This window comes from Pseudomonas fluorescens (assembly GCF_019212185.1).
In the GTDB taxonomy this organism is placed as follows: Bacteria; Pseudomonadota; Gammaproteobacteria; order Pseudomonadales; family Pseudomonadaceae; genus Aquipseudomonas.
Map to the genome: position 1 here is coordinate 4,475,169 of NZ_CP078138.1, position 14,790 is coordinate 4,489,958.

At 55.7% G+C, this 14,790-nt stretch carries 14 protein-coding genes and 1 pseudogene; 8 read left to right on the forward strand and 7 right to left on the reverse strand.

Annotation, left to right across the window (positions count from 1 at the left end; translation table 11 throughout):
• Positions 1-15: 15 nt before the first annotated feature.
• The 3 genes from KW062_RS19840 to arsH are packed head-to-tail and all read left to right on the forward strand — an operon-like array spanning position 16 to position 2,507.
• Positions 16-1,299, forward strand: a complete 1,284-nt coding sequence (locus tag KW062_RS19840) for an arsenic transporter (protein ID WP_027617913.1) — start codon at positions 16-18, stop codon at positions 1,297-1,299.
• 29 nt (positions 1,300-1,328) lie between these two features.
• Positions 1,329-1,799: an arsenate reductase ArsC gene (locus KW062_RS19845; protein ID WP_027617914.1), complete on the forward strand. Its 471-nt coding sequence runs from the start codon at positions 1,329-1,331 to the stop codon at positions 1,797-1,799.
• A 9-nt stretch (positions 1,800-1,808) separates the two neighbouring features.
• Positions 1,809-2,507 (forward strand): arsenical resistance protein ArsH, encoded by a 699-nt coding sequence (gene arsH / locus KW062_RS19850; RefSeq protein WP_105754551.1) that lies wholly within the window; start codon positions 1,809-1,811, stop codon positions 2,505-2,507.
• Between the two features lie 30 nt (positions 2,508-2,537).
• Here arsH and KW062_RS29030 read toward each other — a convergent pair.
• Positions 2,538-2,678: pseudogene (locus KW062_RS29030) on the reverse strand (site-specific integrase); the annotation flags it as partial.
• A 103-nt stretch (positions 2,679-2,781) separates the two neighbouring features.
• Here KW062_RS29030 and dusA point away from each other — a divergent pair.
• On the forward strand, positions 2,782-3,792 hold the full coding sequence (dusA, locus tag KW062_RS19855; protein ID WP_105754550.1) for a tRNA dihydrouridine(20/20a) synthase DusA: 1,011 nt from the start codon (positions 2,782-2,784) through the stop codon (positions 3,790-3,792).
• Positions 3,793-3,840: 48 nt separating this feature from the next.
• On the opposite strand, the gene KW062_RS19860 is transcribed toward dusA, so the two are convergent.
• Positions 3,841-4,674, reverse strand: coding sequence for an undecaprenyl-diphosphate phosphatase (locus KW062_RS19860; RefSeq protein ID WP_105754558.1), 834 nt, complete (start codon positions 4,672-4,674; stop codon positions 3,841-3,843).
• A gap of 564 nt (positions 4,675-5,238) precedes the next feature.
• On the opposite strand from KW062_RS19860, the gene KW062_RS19865 reads away from it, so the two are divergent.
• From KW062_RS19865 to KW062_RS19880, 4 genes are all read left to right on the forward strand, one after another.
• The gene (locus tag KW062_RS19865) at positions 5,239-5,979 is read left to right on the forward strand and encodes a winged helix-turn-helix domain-containing protein (protein WP_105754549.1); all 741 of its coding nucleotides are present in this window, start codon (positions 5,239-5,241) and stop codon (positions 5,977-5,979) included.
• A gap of 26 nt (positions 5,980-6,005) precedes the next feature.
• Positions 6,006-6,746, forward strand: coding sequence for an EAL domain-containing protein (locus KW062_RS19870; protein WP_105754548.1), 741 nt, complete (start codon positions 6,006-6,008; stop codon positions 6,744-6,746).
• Between the two features lie 32 nt (positions 6,747-6,778).
• Entirely contained in the window at positions 6,779-7,459 is a 681-nt protein-coding gene (locus KW062_RS19875; RefSeq protein ID WP_105754547.1) for a winged helix-turn-helix domain-containing protein, read from the forward strand.
• 346 nt (positions 7,460-7,805) lie between these two features.
• Entirely contained in the window at positions 7,806-9,200 is a 1,395-nt protein-coding gene (locus KW062_RS19880; RefSeq protein WP_027617926.1) for an undecaprenyl-phosphate glucose phosphotransferase, read from the forward strand.
• A gap of 541 nt (positions 9,201-9,741) precedes the next feature.
• Here the strand turns inward: KW062_RS19880 and KW062_RS19885 are convergent.
• The 5 genes from KW062_RS19885 to KW062_RS19905 all read right to left on the reverse strand — a co-directional run bounded on the left by KW062_RS19885 (position 9,742) and on the right by KW062_RS19905 (position 14,703).
• Positions 9,742-11,820 carry a YjbH domain-containing protein gene (locus KW062_RS19885; RefSeq protein ID WP_105754546.1) on the reverse strand — a complete coding sequence of 693 codons (2,079 nt, stop codon included), beginning with the start codon at positions 11,818-11,820 and terminating at the stop codon, positions 9,742-9,744.
• Positions 11,817-12,584, reverse strand: coding sequence for a capsule biosynthesis GfcC family protein (locus KW062_RS19890; RefSeq protein ID WP_105754545.1), 768 nt, complete (start codon positions 12,582-12,584; stop codon positions 11,817-11,819). Before KW062_RS19890 ends, KW062_RS19885 begins: the two co-directional genes overlap by 4 nt.
• Positions 12,581-13,240, reverse strand: a complete 660-nt coding sequence (locus KW062_RS19895) for a YjbF family lipoprotein (RefSeq protein ID WP_305729850.1) — start codon at positions 13,238-13,240, stop codon at positions 12,581-12,583. Before KW062_RS19895 ends, KW062_RS19890 begins: the two co-directional genes overlap by 4 nt.
• A gap of 14 nt (positions 13,241-13,254) precedes the next feature.
• Positions 13,255-14,370, reverse strand: a complete 1,116-nt coding sequence (locus KW062_RS19900; RefSeq protein ID WP_081786318.1) for a polysaccharide biosynthesis/export family protein — start codon at positions 14,368-14,370, stop codon at positions 13,255-13,257.
• 87 nt (positions 14,371-14,457) lie between these two features.
• Positions 14,458-14,703, reverse strand: coding sequence for a hypothetical protein (locus KW062_RS19905; protein ID WP_027617931.1), 246 nt, complete (start codon positions 14,701-14,703; stop codon positions 14,458-14,460).
• Between the last annotated feature and the right edge of the window lie 87 nt (positions 14,704-14,790).

The following is a 14,790-nucleotide window of genomic DNA, read 5'->3' on the forward strand; positions in this document are numbered from 1 at the left end:
TCGAGTAAGTTTTGAATGTTTGTCGCAGCAGCTGTTTTCGTCTTCACACTCGTTCTTGTCATCTGGCAACCCAAAGGACTTGGCGTCGGTTGGAGCGCCGCACTTGGCGCGGTCCTTGCGCTGGCAGCCGGCGCCGTATCGCTGCAGGACATCCCCACGGTCTGGGCCATAGTCTGGAACGCGACGGCCACTTTTATCGCAGTCATCATTATCAGTTTGTTGCTGGATGAGGCCGGCTTCTTCGAGTGGGCCGCACTGCATGTGGCGCGCTGGGCAAAAGGCAGCGGTCATCGGTTGTTCGCGTTCTGCGTGCTGCTCGGGGCGGCGGTATCGGCAGTGTTTGCCAATGATGGGGCGGCGCTGATCCTTACTCCCATCGTCATGTCGATGCTGATGGCTCTGCGTTTCTCACCGGGCGCGACTCTAGCGTTTGTCATGGCGGCCGGCTTCATTGCCGACACTGCGAGCTTGCCTCTAGTGGTATCGAACCTGGTCAATATCGTGTCCGCCGACTTCTTCGGGCTGGGTTTTACTGAATACGCTTCTGTGATGGTGCCGGTGAGTCTGGCCAGTGTCGCCGCAACCTTGTTGGTGCTGTTTGCCTACTTCAGAAAAGACGTACCGAAAAGCTACGCACTGGATGCGCTTCGTGAGCCCAGGGCGGCGATCCGTGACCGCGCCACGTTCATAGTCGGCGGCTGGACACTGCTGATACTGCTGCTCGGGCTTTTCGCGCTGGAACCGCTGGGCATTCCGGTCAGCGCAGTGGCAACAGCGTGCGCGATGGTGCTTTTTGCCGTCGCGGCCAAAGGTCACAGAATCTCGACTCGTCGCGTGCTGCGCGAAGCGCCATGGCAAATCGTGGTGTTCTCGCTCGGCATGTACCTGGTGGTCTATGGCCTGAAGAATGCCGGACTGACAGATCTGCTCGCCCGAGTGCTGGACAATCTGGCGGGATGGGGGCTGTGGAGCGCTACCCTCGGCACTGGGCTGCTGTCGGCACTGCTGTCATCGGTGATGAACAACATGCCCAGCGTGCTGATCGGTGCGCTATCGATTCAGGCCAGTGACACTCAAGGCTTGGTTCGCGAAGCGATGATCTACGCCAACGTCATCGGCTGCGACCTCGGCCCGAAAATAACCCCTATCGGCAGTCTCGCCACGCTGCTTTGGCTGCACGTGCTGGAGCGTAAAGGCATGCGCATCACTTGGGGATACTACTTCAAGGTCGGCATCCTGCTGACTCTCCCGGTCCTCTTGATCACTCTTTCGGCACTGGCCCTGCGCCTGAGCCTCTGACGTCCGCCCAAAAGCGGTAGGAGCAATCCATGCGAGTCCTGTTCATGTGCACGGCCAATAGTTGCCGCAGCATCCTTTCAGAAGCCATGTTCAATCATCTGGCGCCGCAGGGTTTTGAAGCGGTGAGCTCCGGGAGTTTCCCCAAGGGCCAGGTGCTGCCGCGCAGCCTGTCGACCCTGCAACAGGCCGGAATCCTGATTGACGGCTTGTACAGCAAGGGCAACGACGCCTTCGAAGGCAATCCGCCGGATATCGTCATAACGGTGTGTGACAAGGCCGCCGGCGAAAGCTGTCCGGTTTACTTCGGTCCGGCTCTGAAAGCCCATTGGGGGCTGGAAGATCCGTCCGACGTGACAGGTGAAGAAGCGGTAATTGACACAGCCTTCCGCGCCACGCTTGCACGCATCGAGCGACGCTGCAAAGCCTTCCTTGAACTCCCGTTCGGAACTCTCGGCCGCGACGAGCTCAAAAACGAGCTCGATCGAATCGGCGCGCTCTAAGGAGGTTTTATGTCAGAGCATCTCCCCAACTTGGATCTGAATCTTTTCGACGGCGCGCACACCGCAGCGCCAGACGAGCACAAGCCGCGCATCCTATTGCTGTACGGATCTAACCGTGAACGCTCGTTCAGCCGCTTGCTGGTGCAGGAGGCTGCACGCTTGCTTGAGCACTTCGGCGCCGAAACACGCATTTTCAACCCCAGCGGTTTGCCTTTGCCGGATGACGCCCCGGTCGATCATCCCAAAGTACAGGAGTTGCGTGACCTTGTGCTTTGGTCAGAAGGCCAGGTCTGGTGTTCGCCGGAACGACATGGCGCGATGTCGGCCGTGTTCAAGGCGCAGATCGATTGGATCCCGCTGGAGCTCGGCGCAGTTCGTCCAACCCAGGGTAAAACCCTGGCGGTGATGCAGGTCTGTGGTGGTTCGCAATCGTTCAACGCAGTCAATCAACTACGCGTGCTGGGTCGCTGGATGCGCATGCTCACCATCCCCAATCAGTCTTCTGTACCCAAGGCCTATCTGGAGTTCGACGACGTAGGAAGAATGAAGCCCTCACCGTACTATGATCGAGTGGTTGACGTCATGGAGGAACTGCTGAAGTTCACTCTCTTGTTGCGCAACCATCAGAGCTTTCTGGTCGACCGCTATTCTGAACGCAAGGAAAGTGCTGAGCAGCTTTGCGCACGTATGAATCAACGCTCAATATAAGGCCTTCATGCACGTCGAAAGTTAGGTCCCCCTCGAAGACGCCTGTGCGGCCTGTTTTCGGGCGAAGGTCTGGCTCTCTTGATAGACTTGCACTCCGTCGCGCTTGATGCGGATCTGAGCCGTGTAGCTCACAGTCCCATCTGCCAGTTTTCTTGCCCTGATAGTCGCCATGTCGAAAGTGGGACGCGTCAGTTTTTGAGTGGTACATCGTGCCACCGAGCCCTCAAAAACGCCTGAAAACGCCCGAAATCACGCCCAGAACACGTTGAAGAAAATGCTAGATAAACAGAGCTTTAGCCCAGTAAACACACGGCCTACGCTGTCCCGGCGCTTCAGCGTTGCCCCCATGATGGACTGGACCGATCGCCACTGCCGCTTCTTCCTGCGCCTGCTCTCCAAACACGCGCTGCTTTACACCGAAATGGTCACCACCGGCGCCCTGCTCAATGGCGATCATGAGCGTTTTCTGCGGCATAGCGAGGCGGAGCATCCGTTGGCGTTGCAGCTGGGTGGCAGTGTGCCGCTGGACCTGGCGGCGTGTGCGCGGATGGCGCAGGCGCATGGGTACGATGAGGTGAATCTGAATGTCGGCTGCCCGAGCGATCGGGTGCAGAACAATATGATCGGCGCTTGCCTGATGGGGCATCCGCAGTTAGTGGCCGATTGTGTGAAGGCGATGCGCGACGCGGTGTCGATTCCGGTGACGGTCAAGCATCGCATCGGCATAAACGGCCGCGACAGTTACGAGCAACTGTGCGATTTCGTCGGGACGGTGCGCGATGCCGGCTGCAACAGTTTTACCGTGCATGCGCGGATTGCGATTCTGGAGGGGTTGTCGCCGAAGGAGAACCGCGACATTCCACCTCTTCGCTATGACGTGGCGGCACAATTGAAGGCGGACTTTCCCGAACTGGAGATCATCCTCAACGGCGGGATCAAGACGCTCGAGGCCTGTCACGAGCATCTGCAGACGTTCGATGGGGTGATGCTGGGGCGGGAGGCGTATCACAATCCCTATGTAATGGCAGAAGTGGATCAGCAACTGTTCGGCAGTACCGCGCCGGTGATCACCCGCGCTGAAGCGCTGGCGCAATTGCGGCCCTACATTGCCGCGCACATCGATGCGGGCGGTTCAATGCACCACATCACGCGTCACGTACTGGGACTGGGCAGCGGGTTTCCAGGGGCGCGCAAGTTTCGACAGCTACTGTCGGTGGATATCCATAAGGCCAAAGAACCGCTGGCCTTGCTGGATCAGGCAGCGCATCTGCTGGAAGGTCGTTAAGTATCATTCGTCACCAGGCTGCCATTGCGCCAGCCTGGTCACGCCTGCTCAGGCCGCAGCGGCTTCACTCCAGTTGACCCAACCAAACAGCCAAGTGGCCAGAATCAGCATACCGAATGCGATCCGATACCAGGCAAATACGGCGTAACTGTGGCTGGCGATAAACTTGAGCAGTCCGCGGACGGCGATCATGGCAAACACGAACGCCGTGACGAAACCCAGGGCAAATACGGGGAAGTCGCTTGCCTGGAACAGGTCTCGATACTTGTAGCCGGAATAAACAGCGGCGCCGACCATCGTCGGCATGGCGAGGAAGAATGAAAACTCGGTGGCCGCCTTTCGAGACAGGCCGAACAGCAAGCCGCCTATAATCGTCGAACCTGAGCGTGATGTACCGGGTATCATCGCCAGGCATTGGGCAAAACCGACTTTAAGGGCATCAGTCCAACGCATATCGTCCACGTGATCGACGTACACCACGTGGTCCCTCCGCTCGGCCCACAACATGATGACGCCGCCCACCACTAACGCCACTGCAACCGTGACCGGATTGAACAAGTAGTGGTGAATCGTATCGGCAAACAATACGCCGAGGACTACGGCCGGCAAAAAGCCAATCAACAGGTTCAGGGTGAACTGTTGCGCGCGACGTTGAGTGGGGAGACCACTGACGATGTCGAGAATTTTACGTCGGAACTCCCAGACAACCGCGAGAATGGCGCCCAACTGAATAATAATGTTGAACGCCATTGCCCGCTCGCCACCAAAGTCGAGCAAATCGGCCACGATAATCTGGTGCCCGGTACTGGATATGGGCAAAAACTCTGTCAGCCCTTCAACAACTCCCAAGATCAACACACTGACCGTAGTCCACAGATCCATCATTCCCCCGTTAGCCCCTTGCGATCGTCGCAAACAGGGTCCTTGACTGTCCAAACACCAAGCTCAATCAGACTGGATTGCCTTGCCGCCATCGTCGAACGGGAGAGTAGATCGTACCGGCTAAAGTATTGAAACCGATTGTTATCAAACGTCTAATTACGAAACTAACGCGGACAATAACGTCGTTAAATTGCATCAGACATATCGCCTTCAGTCGATGCACTCACCAGCCACAACATGCTACTCAATACAACGAAAATAACGTTACAAAACAAGAAAAAAACTGTACAAGTATCAAGCCCTTGTACATCTAACACCCTATGGGAATTAGCCAATATGACAAAAATAAGGCATTATGCCACCCTCTTTTAACCGGTTAGTTACCCATAAAGAGCACCTTACATAGCTCGTGGACAGCCAAGGCTCATTTCAGGCTTATCAGATATGTTAGAAAAAGCGATTCAGTTCTTCAGTTGGTGAAAAATGTTACCAATTGTCAGACATGAGTGGGAATCGATGCTTTAACATCGCCTTCGCCTGCACCCAGTCGAGTCGAGCCAAAGCATGATGCTTACAAGAAATACACCGACTTCAATTCAGAGCCACGTGAGGGAACAGAAAGGGATTCTCACCATTGGCCGCACCCCCATTGTAGCTGAGGAATTCAGGGCGTTGATTGCCAGCCAAATGGGGGATGAAATAACCGTCGACGCGACGAGCTACAACAACCCTTTCAGCAACACGGTGAACCCGGCGCTGTACCGTGCGGTGCTGGTCATTGTGGATAGCCCCCAAGCGTTTGTAGAAAGCATTGCCTTGATCGAAGGTGTACGGACCAACAATATGGCGTCGATTATTGTTGCGGTGGTCACAGGCTCCGGCACCTACAACAAGATGAAGAGCTATCTTGCCGGGGCAGACTTTTGCCTGAAGCTGAATAACACGCCCGATGAAAGTGCCGAGGTTCTTTCGCAGATTTTCACCAGTCCGGAATGGTTGACGACGGATACGCTGTTTTTAGATCCCACTCGCATGTGCCTGATTGGCAACGATAAAAAACTTGAAGTTTCCTTTGCCGAAATGAAAATCATCGAGGCTTTTTCTCAGACGAGAAGTCTGATGTTGAGCCACGACGAAATCGCCAGAGTCATGGGTCTCAATGTGAATTTTTACGACCCCAGGGCTCTGGAAAAATCGATCAGTCGTCTTCGCGGCAAGATCAAAGGCATGTATGGCATCAACGCGATTCAAAGCATTCGCGGATATGGATATCGATTAATCAGAGGTTTGATCTCAATCCACTGATTTCTGCGCAAGGGAGCTGCCGCATCATGAATGCCATAAACTGCACGTCTTGCGTTGACCATGCGCATGCCTATTTGTCTCGACAGTTGATTCTGGCGCGCGACGACTGTCCCTTCGGCAGTGAGATCAGGACCCATCGTGACTTCCTGGTAACACCGTCCACCACTGCGCCTTGTCAGTCGCGAGACATCTACAGCGAAGCACTGATGCAAACCCGGCTGAACGCCTTTGCGCTCAAAGACCTCAAGAGCGCCGGCAAAGCTAAGGGGCTCAACCGTAGCTTCGTACGCATCGAGCAGACCGCTCTCATTGATGATGCGCTGACCAAAAAATTGCTTGAATGCGGTGAAACCCTGCACACCCTCGACCAGACACTGGTCATTACACTCAATGAGTTGCCCCATCCGGCAATCAACTTCTTCGATAAAAAGAAAATGCTCAGCAACGTGTACCAACTGAAAGATCAGGGTGTCGAATTCGCCCACGACAGTTTCAACATTAACTACGAAAGCATTGGAATTTTTACCACTCTGAATCTTTTTGAGTATATAAAAATTTCGCTTTCGACTTTGGACTTGAGCCTTAAACTCACCGCCAACCCGGAACTGTTCAACCGGATTTACGAACACATGACCCAGCAGACTCAGGATACCAAGGTCGCCTTCATAGCGGATAGAGTCGAGCATGCCGCCAGCCATGTACTGGCACGCGCGTTGCCCTTTGATTACTTTCAAGGGAGCCATTACTCCCCTGCCGATAACCTCTAACCACTCACAGGCGAACCCCGCAGGAGAGAGCCATGGACAGCATTACAAGCCTCCCCCGAAAATACCTTGTTGTAGTCACTCATAGCCCAGCACTACAAGTCGAGTTGGAAGAACTCCTCGCCAGCAAGCGCTATCGCTCGTACGGCGCGTCACAGGCACAGATGTTTTTGGCAGATGCGACACCCCCATCGTCTTGGCCAAAACTCATGGAGTTTGTCTTACCGCACGCGGAAACACCGATACCAACCGTCATTTACCATGATACCCAGCGCATCGTTTCGACCATCAAGGCCGAATGGCAAAAGCAGCAGTCCAGCCCTGCTTTAAGCACTATTGATTCGGCTTGGGGCATCGCCCGAAAAAGCGCGCGTCTTTATGCTCCTGAACAGCGCGAAACGCCCTCTACTCAAACGGACACCTGGTGCTTGAGCAAGGGCGACGGAGCACTGATCAAAGATGATGTCGAGATTGTCTTGACCAGCCTGGAAGCCAAACTACTGACCAAGATGCTGCATCATGATGATCGAGTGGTCAGCAAAGCCGATCTGATCCGCAGCATTGGCAGAGAGCCTGAACACTATCGAGGTCTCGAAATGTGTTTAAGTCGGCTCCAGGAAAAGTTCAAAGGCGCTAATCAAGGAGAACGCCTATTTCGTTCAGTTCGGAATCGGGGTTATTGCCTAATTCAAAAGATAGTTCGCGCCACCCATTGACCTGAACCCGCAAAGCGCGACGCCGGCAGTGCACAACAATCACAATAAAGCACGCCTGCCTGCGCCACTTTGTTCCTGAGCAACTTCCACCTCATCTATTGACCTGGCCGACTATTTATAACGCGCCCCGGGCATCCTTCAGCAACGCCCAGTTACCCCGCCCCTGCCGTTAGAAGTCGTCAGACACTCTCCCTCCCAATAACTTAATCTGGCCATTGTCGACAGCGCCGCCCTTGGCGCTTCAGCCTGTGATAACAAGTCTGACTTACAACAACAATAAAGCCTTCCTGTTCAACTTCAGCTTCTGCCTGTCGACTGATAAATGGACGTATTTTGGGGATATCGCATGGTTAACAATCTTCGTATCAATCGAAATACCACCCTCAAAGGATTGACCTTCTGGGGACAGTGGATAGCCGGACAGGGACTTGCTGTAACCCTGCTACTTATATTGGTTTATTACCAGACCGAAACCGTGGAGTTTTATTATCGCGTTTGCGCAACACTGACCGTACTTGCTTCGGTACCGGCCTATACCTGGTGTGGTGTTTATGCAAAGAAAGACAACTATCTGGAGGGCTTGATCAGATTACTGATGGGCTGGGCAATGACACTGTCGGCACTGGCGGTGGTCGCCTTTCTCTGTAAGGCCAATGAACTGTTTTCTCGTCAGATCATCTTGGTTTGGGCGGTGTGCGGGTACATCGGACAGGCATTGCTGTACGTCCCCCTGCATGCGTTTTCGAGGTATTACCAACGCTCGCTGCAGATAGAGCGCAGAACACTGATCGTTGGTACCGGGGAGTTGGCCCAGGGTCTGGCCAACAAACTGAGTTCAATCGAGCACTTTCCCCTTGTCGGCCTGGTGAGCACCCATTCCACACCGCAGCCAGCGCCGGGTATGCCGCCGATCGTAGGACCGCAAGAGCAACTGCTGGACCTGATCAAGCATCACGACATCCGCCGCCTGTACATCACCCTGGCGTTGAGTGAGGCGGCACAAATCGAGGCCATGTATGTCGATTTGCTGGATGCCAACGTAGACGTGGTATGGGTGCCGGACCTGAACAGTCTGACCCTGCTCAACCACTCGGTCAGTGATGTTGACGGCCTGCCGGCGATTCATTTGAACGAGAGCCCGCTGACCAGCAAGCCCACCGCCGCCCTGAGCAAGAGCCTGCTCGATAAAACCGTGGCGTTGATGGCCATCATCGTTCTAAGCCCGCTGCTGCTGGCTATCGGCTTGGCGGTGAAACTGACCTCACCCGGTCCGGTCTTCTTCAAACAGGATCGCCATGGCTGGAACGGCAAGGTCATCCAGGTCTGGAAATTCCGCTCGATGCGCGTACACGATGATCACGAGGTGAAGCAGGCCCAACGTAATGACTCACGCATCACACCAGTGGGGCGTTTTATTCGCCGCACTTCGCTCGATGAATTGCCGCAGTTGTTCAATGTCTTGCAAGGACATATGGCCCTGGTCGGTCCACGTCCACATGCCGTTGCTCACAATAACTACTACTCGGGCAAGATTCTCGCCTACATGGCGCGTCACCGAATCAAGCCGGGCATCACCGGACTCGCTCAAATCAACGGTTGCCGTGGCGAAACCGACACCATCGACAAGATGCAGAAGCGCGTCGAGATCGATCTCAAGTACATCAACAACTGGTCGTTGTGGCTGGACATAAAAATCCTCCTGAAGACGCCTTTCACCCTACTGTCGAAAGATATCTATTAACGCGCAAGGCCAGATCCTGGATTGCACCTACTAACCAAACCAGGGGACTCACGTCCCCTTTTGGCGTTAAGGCGCGTGACCCCCACCGAACTCGCCGAGGAACACCTTAGTGATCGCCAGAGAACGCAACTCGCCACCCGCCAGTTATTCATCCAGTGCCAAGCCAGGCGGGATGAACGCGCGCTGGATAACCTGCTGCGCCAGGGATAGCAATGCTATCGCCTGAGGACGGTCAGTTTCGGAGGACAGCCCGTCACGATCGCGAATGCCATCATCCGTCATCTTCAATGCCGGGAGGACAGTTCGGTTCTGGAGGCGTTGCTGCTGACGACCTGGTGAGGATCAGTGCAGCGACGCTGGCACAGCTGGAAGATTATTTGTGACGAGGGAAGGTAACGAAAGGGTGGTATTACTGATGACTCTTTTGCACCACCCGCAGCACGTCAAAGTGCAGTGATCGAGCGTCAGCAAACGCTAATCGGGTATTGCGCTCGAACCAACAGCGATCTGCAGAGCCCATGGCCCTGCAGCTCGCAACAAGTCATTGCGTGATCTTCTCGAAGTTGCGATAGAACAAATCACTGTCACGACTATCGGTCATCGACTGCAGTGAGTAAGCGCGATTCAAACGTGCCCCACCGTCCCGGGTCAAAGGTGCCCAGACGATATTGGCGCGGCGCATCGTCGACAGGCTCATCATTTCGTCGAACGGGATGGAAATGTAGATCCCCTTGTCGAAACTGCCTTCGCCGTACTCTTCTTTACTGGCCGTGGTCAGGGTTACCCAGCCACCGAATCGCACACCATTGTTGAACTCACGTGACAGGTCGATCGTGGTACCCCAGTCACGGGCCAGGTAACGACCGACGCTGACCGCGGCCTGTGCTTCAAAAGGCAAGTCGGTATAACCGGTGATGTGCCCCGTGACGACCGAGTAATGACGCAAACCAAAACCCTGGTCAAAGTCCCGCTGACGCACAAAGTTCAGATCAGCCCCGACAGACCAACGCTGTCCGGCGGGACGATAAAGCACCTCACCGCCGACACCGGCAAACATCGACTCCAGATAGCCCCCGTAGACCATGCCATAGACGTCTTTGTCCAACTGCTTGGCGTGGTTGATCTGGAACGCGGGCAAGGTGACGTCCGAGGTCGTCATGTACTCACGAAGGTCAGTGCGCACCCGTGGTAATCCACTCGGCGCGTCGTACGTAAACTTATCGTAGTTATTCAACAGATTGACGCTCAGCAACCCGCTCCACCAGGTATTGCGCGTGAAACGATACTCGGCATCCGCGTCGGCACTGACCTGATAAAGCAAGCCATCCGGCCCACCAATGTTCTGCTTGTAGCCAAGGCCGAGACCATAGGAAAAGGGCTTCGGTGCCTGGGTATATAGCGTGCTCTCGGCGTGCGGAACCGCGGCATTGACCTCGGTGGATCGATGCAGGTCTTGCAACGGCTGCTGGTTATTGACGACCTCGCGGAACATGTCGCGGGGCACGCTGGTTTCTTCCAGCGACATGTCATATCGCTTGTTCACCAAGGTAAACCAATCGATATCGTCGTTGACGCTGTTATCCAGAATCCGGCTGGCACGGCCCACGGCTTTTGCCGAATAGAAATACCGGGACTGCTCGCCATACACCAGCAGTTCCGAGCCACGCTGACTGATGCGCTCAACGGTGTAACCGGCGTTGTCGTGCAGACGCCGGGACACGGAGGCCCAATTGACCTGATCCGGGGACGTTGTCGGCAACTGAGCGGCAAGCGGCTCGGCGGGCGGATCGTAAGTCTTGGCCGGCGCCTTGCGAGTAGCAAAGTTGGTGTGCAGCGTAATGCCAAACATCGCGGTATTGCCACGCTCCCAACCCGCACTCAGGTCGACCGATTCACTGAGCTTTAACACGGCCCCCATGTTGATGGGTGAGTCTTGCTTGATAGCGTTATCGAACGGCTCGTTTTTGTAATCGTTGCCTTCGTATTCAACTTTCAGACTCAGGGGGGCCCACGCGGTTTGATAGGCAATGCCGCCAAACAACGAGGGTGACCCACGGAAATAAGCGTTCGAGTTGAAGTCGCCGGTCCCCTCGCTCGCCGGGCGCGTATCAAATCGGTCGTCGATCCAACCCAGCGGATTATCGAAGTCGCCGCGATTGCCCATGTATCCCCAGGCAATACCCGCGCTGAAATCAAAATTGCCGTAGCGCTTGTTGGCAACAAAATACTCGCTGGAAAACAACCCGGTCCCCCCGATGTCCTGGAACCCCATGGCCACTTGCGGCAGCCAATGGCTTTCCTCCCATAGACGCACTTTGGCGTCGACCGCTTTGTCCTTGTAACTTTGATCGCCGCTCAGGGACTCAGGGCCATAGGGTCGGTTGGTGATTGCGGTGTATCGAAACGAGCCTTCCAGCCAGTCAAACGGCTGCAGGGACAGGCTGTACCGGCTATACGGACTGGTTCGACTGGCATTGACGCTGAGTTCGCCGGCAGGCGCCATGCGAGCGGTGGGCGTTTGTAACAACCCCACCCCACCAAAGTCGCTTTGAGTCAATCGCGGCTCTGCCTGAGCCAGACCGCACGGGACCAACAGGACGGCTGCAAATCGTAACTTCAAGGCGCCACCTCAGCCACTGGCTGCGTGGCGAGAAACTCGGCCAACTGTTGATTGAGTTCGGGGGTGGGCGGGTCCAGGTCATCGTTCTTGATGGGCACCAGAATCTTGCCGCCAGCAGCAGGCCAATGCCCCTCTTCGCGGTTCCACATGGCGATGCCGACACGCCGCGTCTGACCGTCGGGCTGGATGAGCCACAGGTAGTCCTGCTCGGCTTCAGCCGAAGGCTGGCAGGAGCGCAGGTAGTCGCGGGCTTCCTGCATGGCCCGATAAGGCAGCCGGCAGGGTTGCGCAACGGCCCCCAGCACCTCCACGGTAGACGGGCGCAGTGGGTAAACCAGGCTGTCGCCATCATCAAGCTGAGCGTTGAGGGCAAAGCCGACCTCTACCGCTACCGGGTCCAGGACCGCAACTTGCCGCCCGGTCACGGGCAAACGGGCGACCCCCTTATAAAGTTGATCAGCCAATGCAGCACGGGCAGGCTTGTCAAACAGAAGAGCACCCTGCTGTAGGACTTTAAGATCAAACATTACGCCGACCTTCAAACGGCGTTGCTGCTCCTGCAACGGCTGGCGCAACCAAGCAGCCGCCAGCCAGTAACTTTGCGCATCGGGTTGCGAGGCGGTGATCACGTCCAGCAAACGCGCTCCCGGGTCGAACTTGAATTGACCAGGACTGCGGACATCACCACTGACAGTCACATCGGCCTGACTGATACCCGCGGCGGCCAATAACACACCGGCGAACACACTGTTCAAACGCTTCAATTGATGGCTCCCTGCCCAGAACGCAACACCAAGACCTTCAGGAAAATATGCGGCGTCAAATGTTGCTCGCTCTGGATGACAGCACCGTCCTGTGGTCTGACCCAGTAGCGATTGACGGCGTGAAAATCGATTTCCGGTGCTTCCATGCGCTCATCGACCCGGAGCAAGGCCAGGGTCCTGTCCATAACCTTGACCTCTTCGATACCCACCCGGGTGAACCGACTGTTCACCGCGATACCGACGCGGTATCCGTCGTAAAGGTCAATCAGACGTGTACTGCCATAGCCGTCGGGCAACTGGTGCAGACCGCGCTTGAATGGCGACTCATCCTCCCAGTGCGTACCGTCGAGGTTGCTACCCAGGCCCACGCTGCGCACGATCAAACCGTCGCGCATCAACAGCACCTGCTTGCCAGAGGCCACCCAGAACTGCAGGTCGCCACGTTGGCGAATCAACGCCATGACGCCCTCGCTGCTGGACGTGGTGACTTTGATCTGAGCAAAAGGCACAGCGTCCAACTGCGCCTGAGTCACCTCCAGCGCGTCGGGCCCCACGGCAGATGCCTTGAGAGTATCGAAAGAGGCTTTCATCAGCGGGTTACACCCACACAGCATGAGAGCCATCGCCAAAAAGGCGCTGCTACGCACAATATTCACGGGAGACTTTGCCCTTATCTGCTACTGGCTTCGCTCATGTCATTCTTTGCAGCGGCGCCGATACCGACGATGGATGCAGAAGGCACCAACTGGCTGATGAAGCGATTCCAGCGCGTGACATTGGCGGGCCCGACGTAGACCACGTCTTGCGCTTGCACATCGAATCGGGTTGCCAGGACCATGGCAGAGGGCGAACTGGCCTCCAACTGAAAGATCTTCGCCGGTTCCTTATCGAGGTTCTCAACCCCTCGGATGACATACACCGCGTTGCCGTTGGAGGTCGTCTGGTTCAAGCCTCCCACAGTGCCGAGCACATCGGACAAGTTCATGGTTTTGGTCTTGAAGCTCAGTGCCCGAGGCTGGACCACCTCGCCCATGACGTAGATGCGCTTGCGATCGTTGTAGGCGAGGTACAACTGGTCGCCGCTTTTCAGATAAACATTGGGCAACTGGGAGTCACTTTCGCGATTGAGTTCGTCGAGATCCAGCTTGTACTGGCGCCCGTCTCGCGTCAGCGTAAGGTTTGAAAGGTCAGCATTCTGTGGATCGATCCCCGCGGCGCCAATCGCCTCGACAACACTCAAGGGCGTCGTGGTGAGGGGTTGCTGCCCTGCCCTGACGACTGCACCGGAAATGACGATCTTCTGGCTGGCAAATCGCAACACGCTGACATCGACCTGCGGACTATCGACGAATTGAGTCAAACGTTCGGCAATATGGGCACGCAGTTCCTCAATGGTCTTTCCTGCCGCTGGAATATTGCCGACGTAGGGATAAAAAAGATTACCGTCCGGACGAACAAGACGTCCATTCGCATCAATTTGCTGCTGCGGTCCAGAGGGCGCTGTTAATTCCGGATGATCCCAAACAGTAATAAACAGCAAATCATTCGCGCCAATACGGTAACTTTCCGGCGTGTAGCGCAACAGTTCAGCCGGTATCACCTGATTCACTTCAGACGCGCTATTCATTGCGATCAGTTTGGGCGTTATCGGAATCAATTCGACGCGACTGCTCTCGGAAGTGCCTTCACGAACGATGTCGCTGGTATCCATATGTTGACCGGGAGAAAACATACAGCCTTGCAAGGTAAAACTTGCCAGAACGGCAACAGAAAAATTACGAATCATATTGGCACTACGCAGGTTAAGAGCACATCCAAAAACAAGGCCACCCAGGGTGTCCTGTGTGACCTTGCCCAAACACTGCCAGCACTACTACCTGCTGGTACCGGTAGTACCCGTGGTACCGGTGGTACCCGTAGTGCCGGTAGTCCCGCCATTGGAGCTCCCGCCGCTGTTGGAGGCCGCGATGACCCCCGCGACGACCGCTGCACCGACCATCAGACTTTGCCCGACGGTGACATCGCCGACCAGAGGAGTACTCAGTGTGAGCGGCGCCTCAGCGGCCATTGCAGACGTACTTAAAACACCCAATAGAGTGATGGCTAATAGCTTTCTCATATCAGTCTCCTTCTCGATATACAGTATTTGGTACCCAGTACCAACGACGTTAGAACGGACCGCCATCGGCCCTACAACTACCAGAGG

Bases quoted from the DNA above. Each gene is read 5' to 3' on its own strand.
- dusA (WP_105754550.1), top strand. From the start codon at position 2,782: ATGCTAGATAAACAGAGCTTTAGCCCAGTAAACACACGGCCTACGCTG.
- KW062_RS19900 (WP_081786318.1), bottom strand. From the start codon at position 14,370: ATGATTCGTAATTTTTCTGTTGCCGTTCTGGCAAGTTTTACCTTGCAA.
- arsH (WP_105754551.1), top strand. From the start codon at position 1,809: ATGTCAGAGCATCTCCCCAACTTGGATCTGAATCTTTTCGACGGCGCG.
- KW062_RS19880 (WP_027617926.1), top strand. From the start codon at position 7,806: ATGGTTAACAATCTTCGTATCAATCGAAATACCACCCTCAAAGGATTG.
- KW062_RS19840 (WP_027617913.1), top strand. From the start codon at position 16: ATGTTTGTCGCAGCAGCTGTTTTCGTCTTCACACTCGTTCTTGTCATC.
- KW062_RS19870 (WP_105754548.1), top strand. From the start codon at position 6,006: ATGAATGCCATAAACTGCACGTCTTGCGTTGACCATGCGCATGCCTAT.
- KW062_RS19905 (WP_027617931.1), bottom strand. From the start codon at position 14,703: ATGAGAAAGCTATTAGCCATCACTCTATTGGGTGTTTTAAGTACGTCT.
- KW062_RS19845 (WP_027617914.1), top strand. From the start codon at position 1,329: ATGCGAGTCCTGTTCATGTGCACGGCCAATAGTTGCCGCAGCATCCTT.
- KW062_RS19860 (WP_105754558.1), bottom strand. From the start codon at position 4,674: ATGGATCTGTGGACTACGGTCAGTGTGTTGATCTTGGGAGTTGTTGAA.
- KW062_RS19875 (WP_105754547.1), top strand. From the start codon at position 6,779: ATGGACAGCATTACAAGCCTCCCCCGAAAATACCTTGTTGTAGTCACT.
- KW062_RS19865 (WP_105754549.1), top strand. From the start codon at position 5,239: ATGATGCTTACAAGAAATACACCGACTTCAATTCAGAGCCACGTGAGG.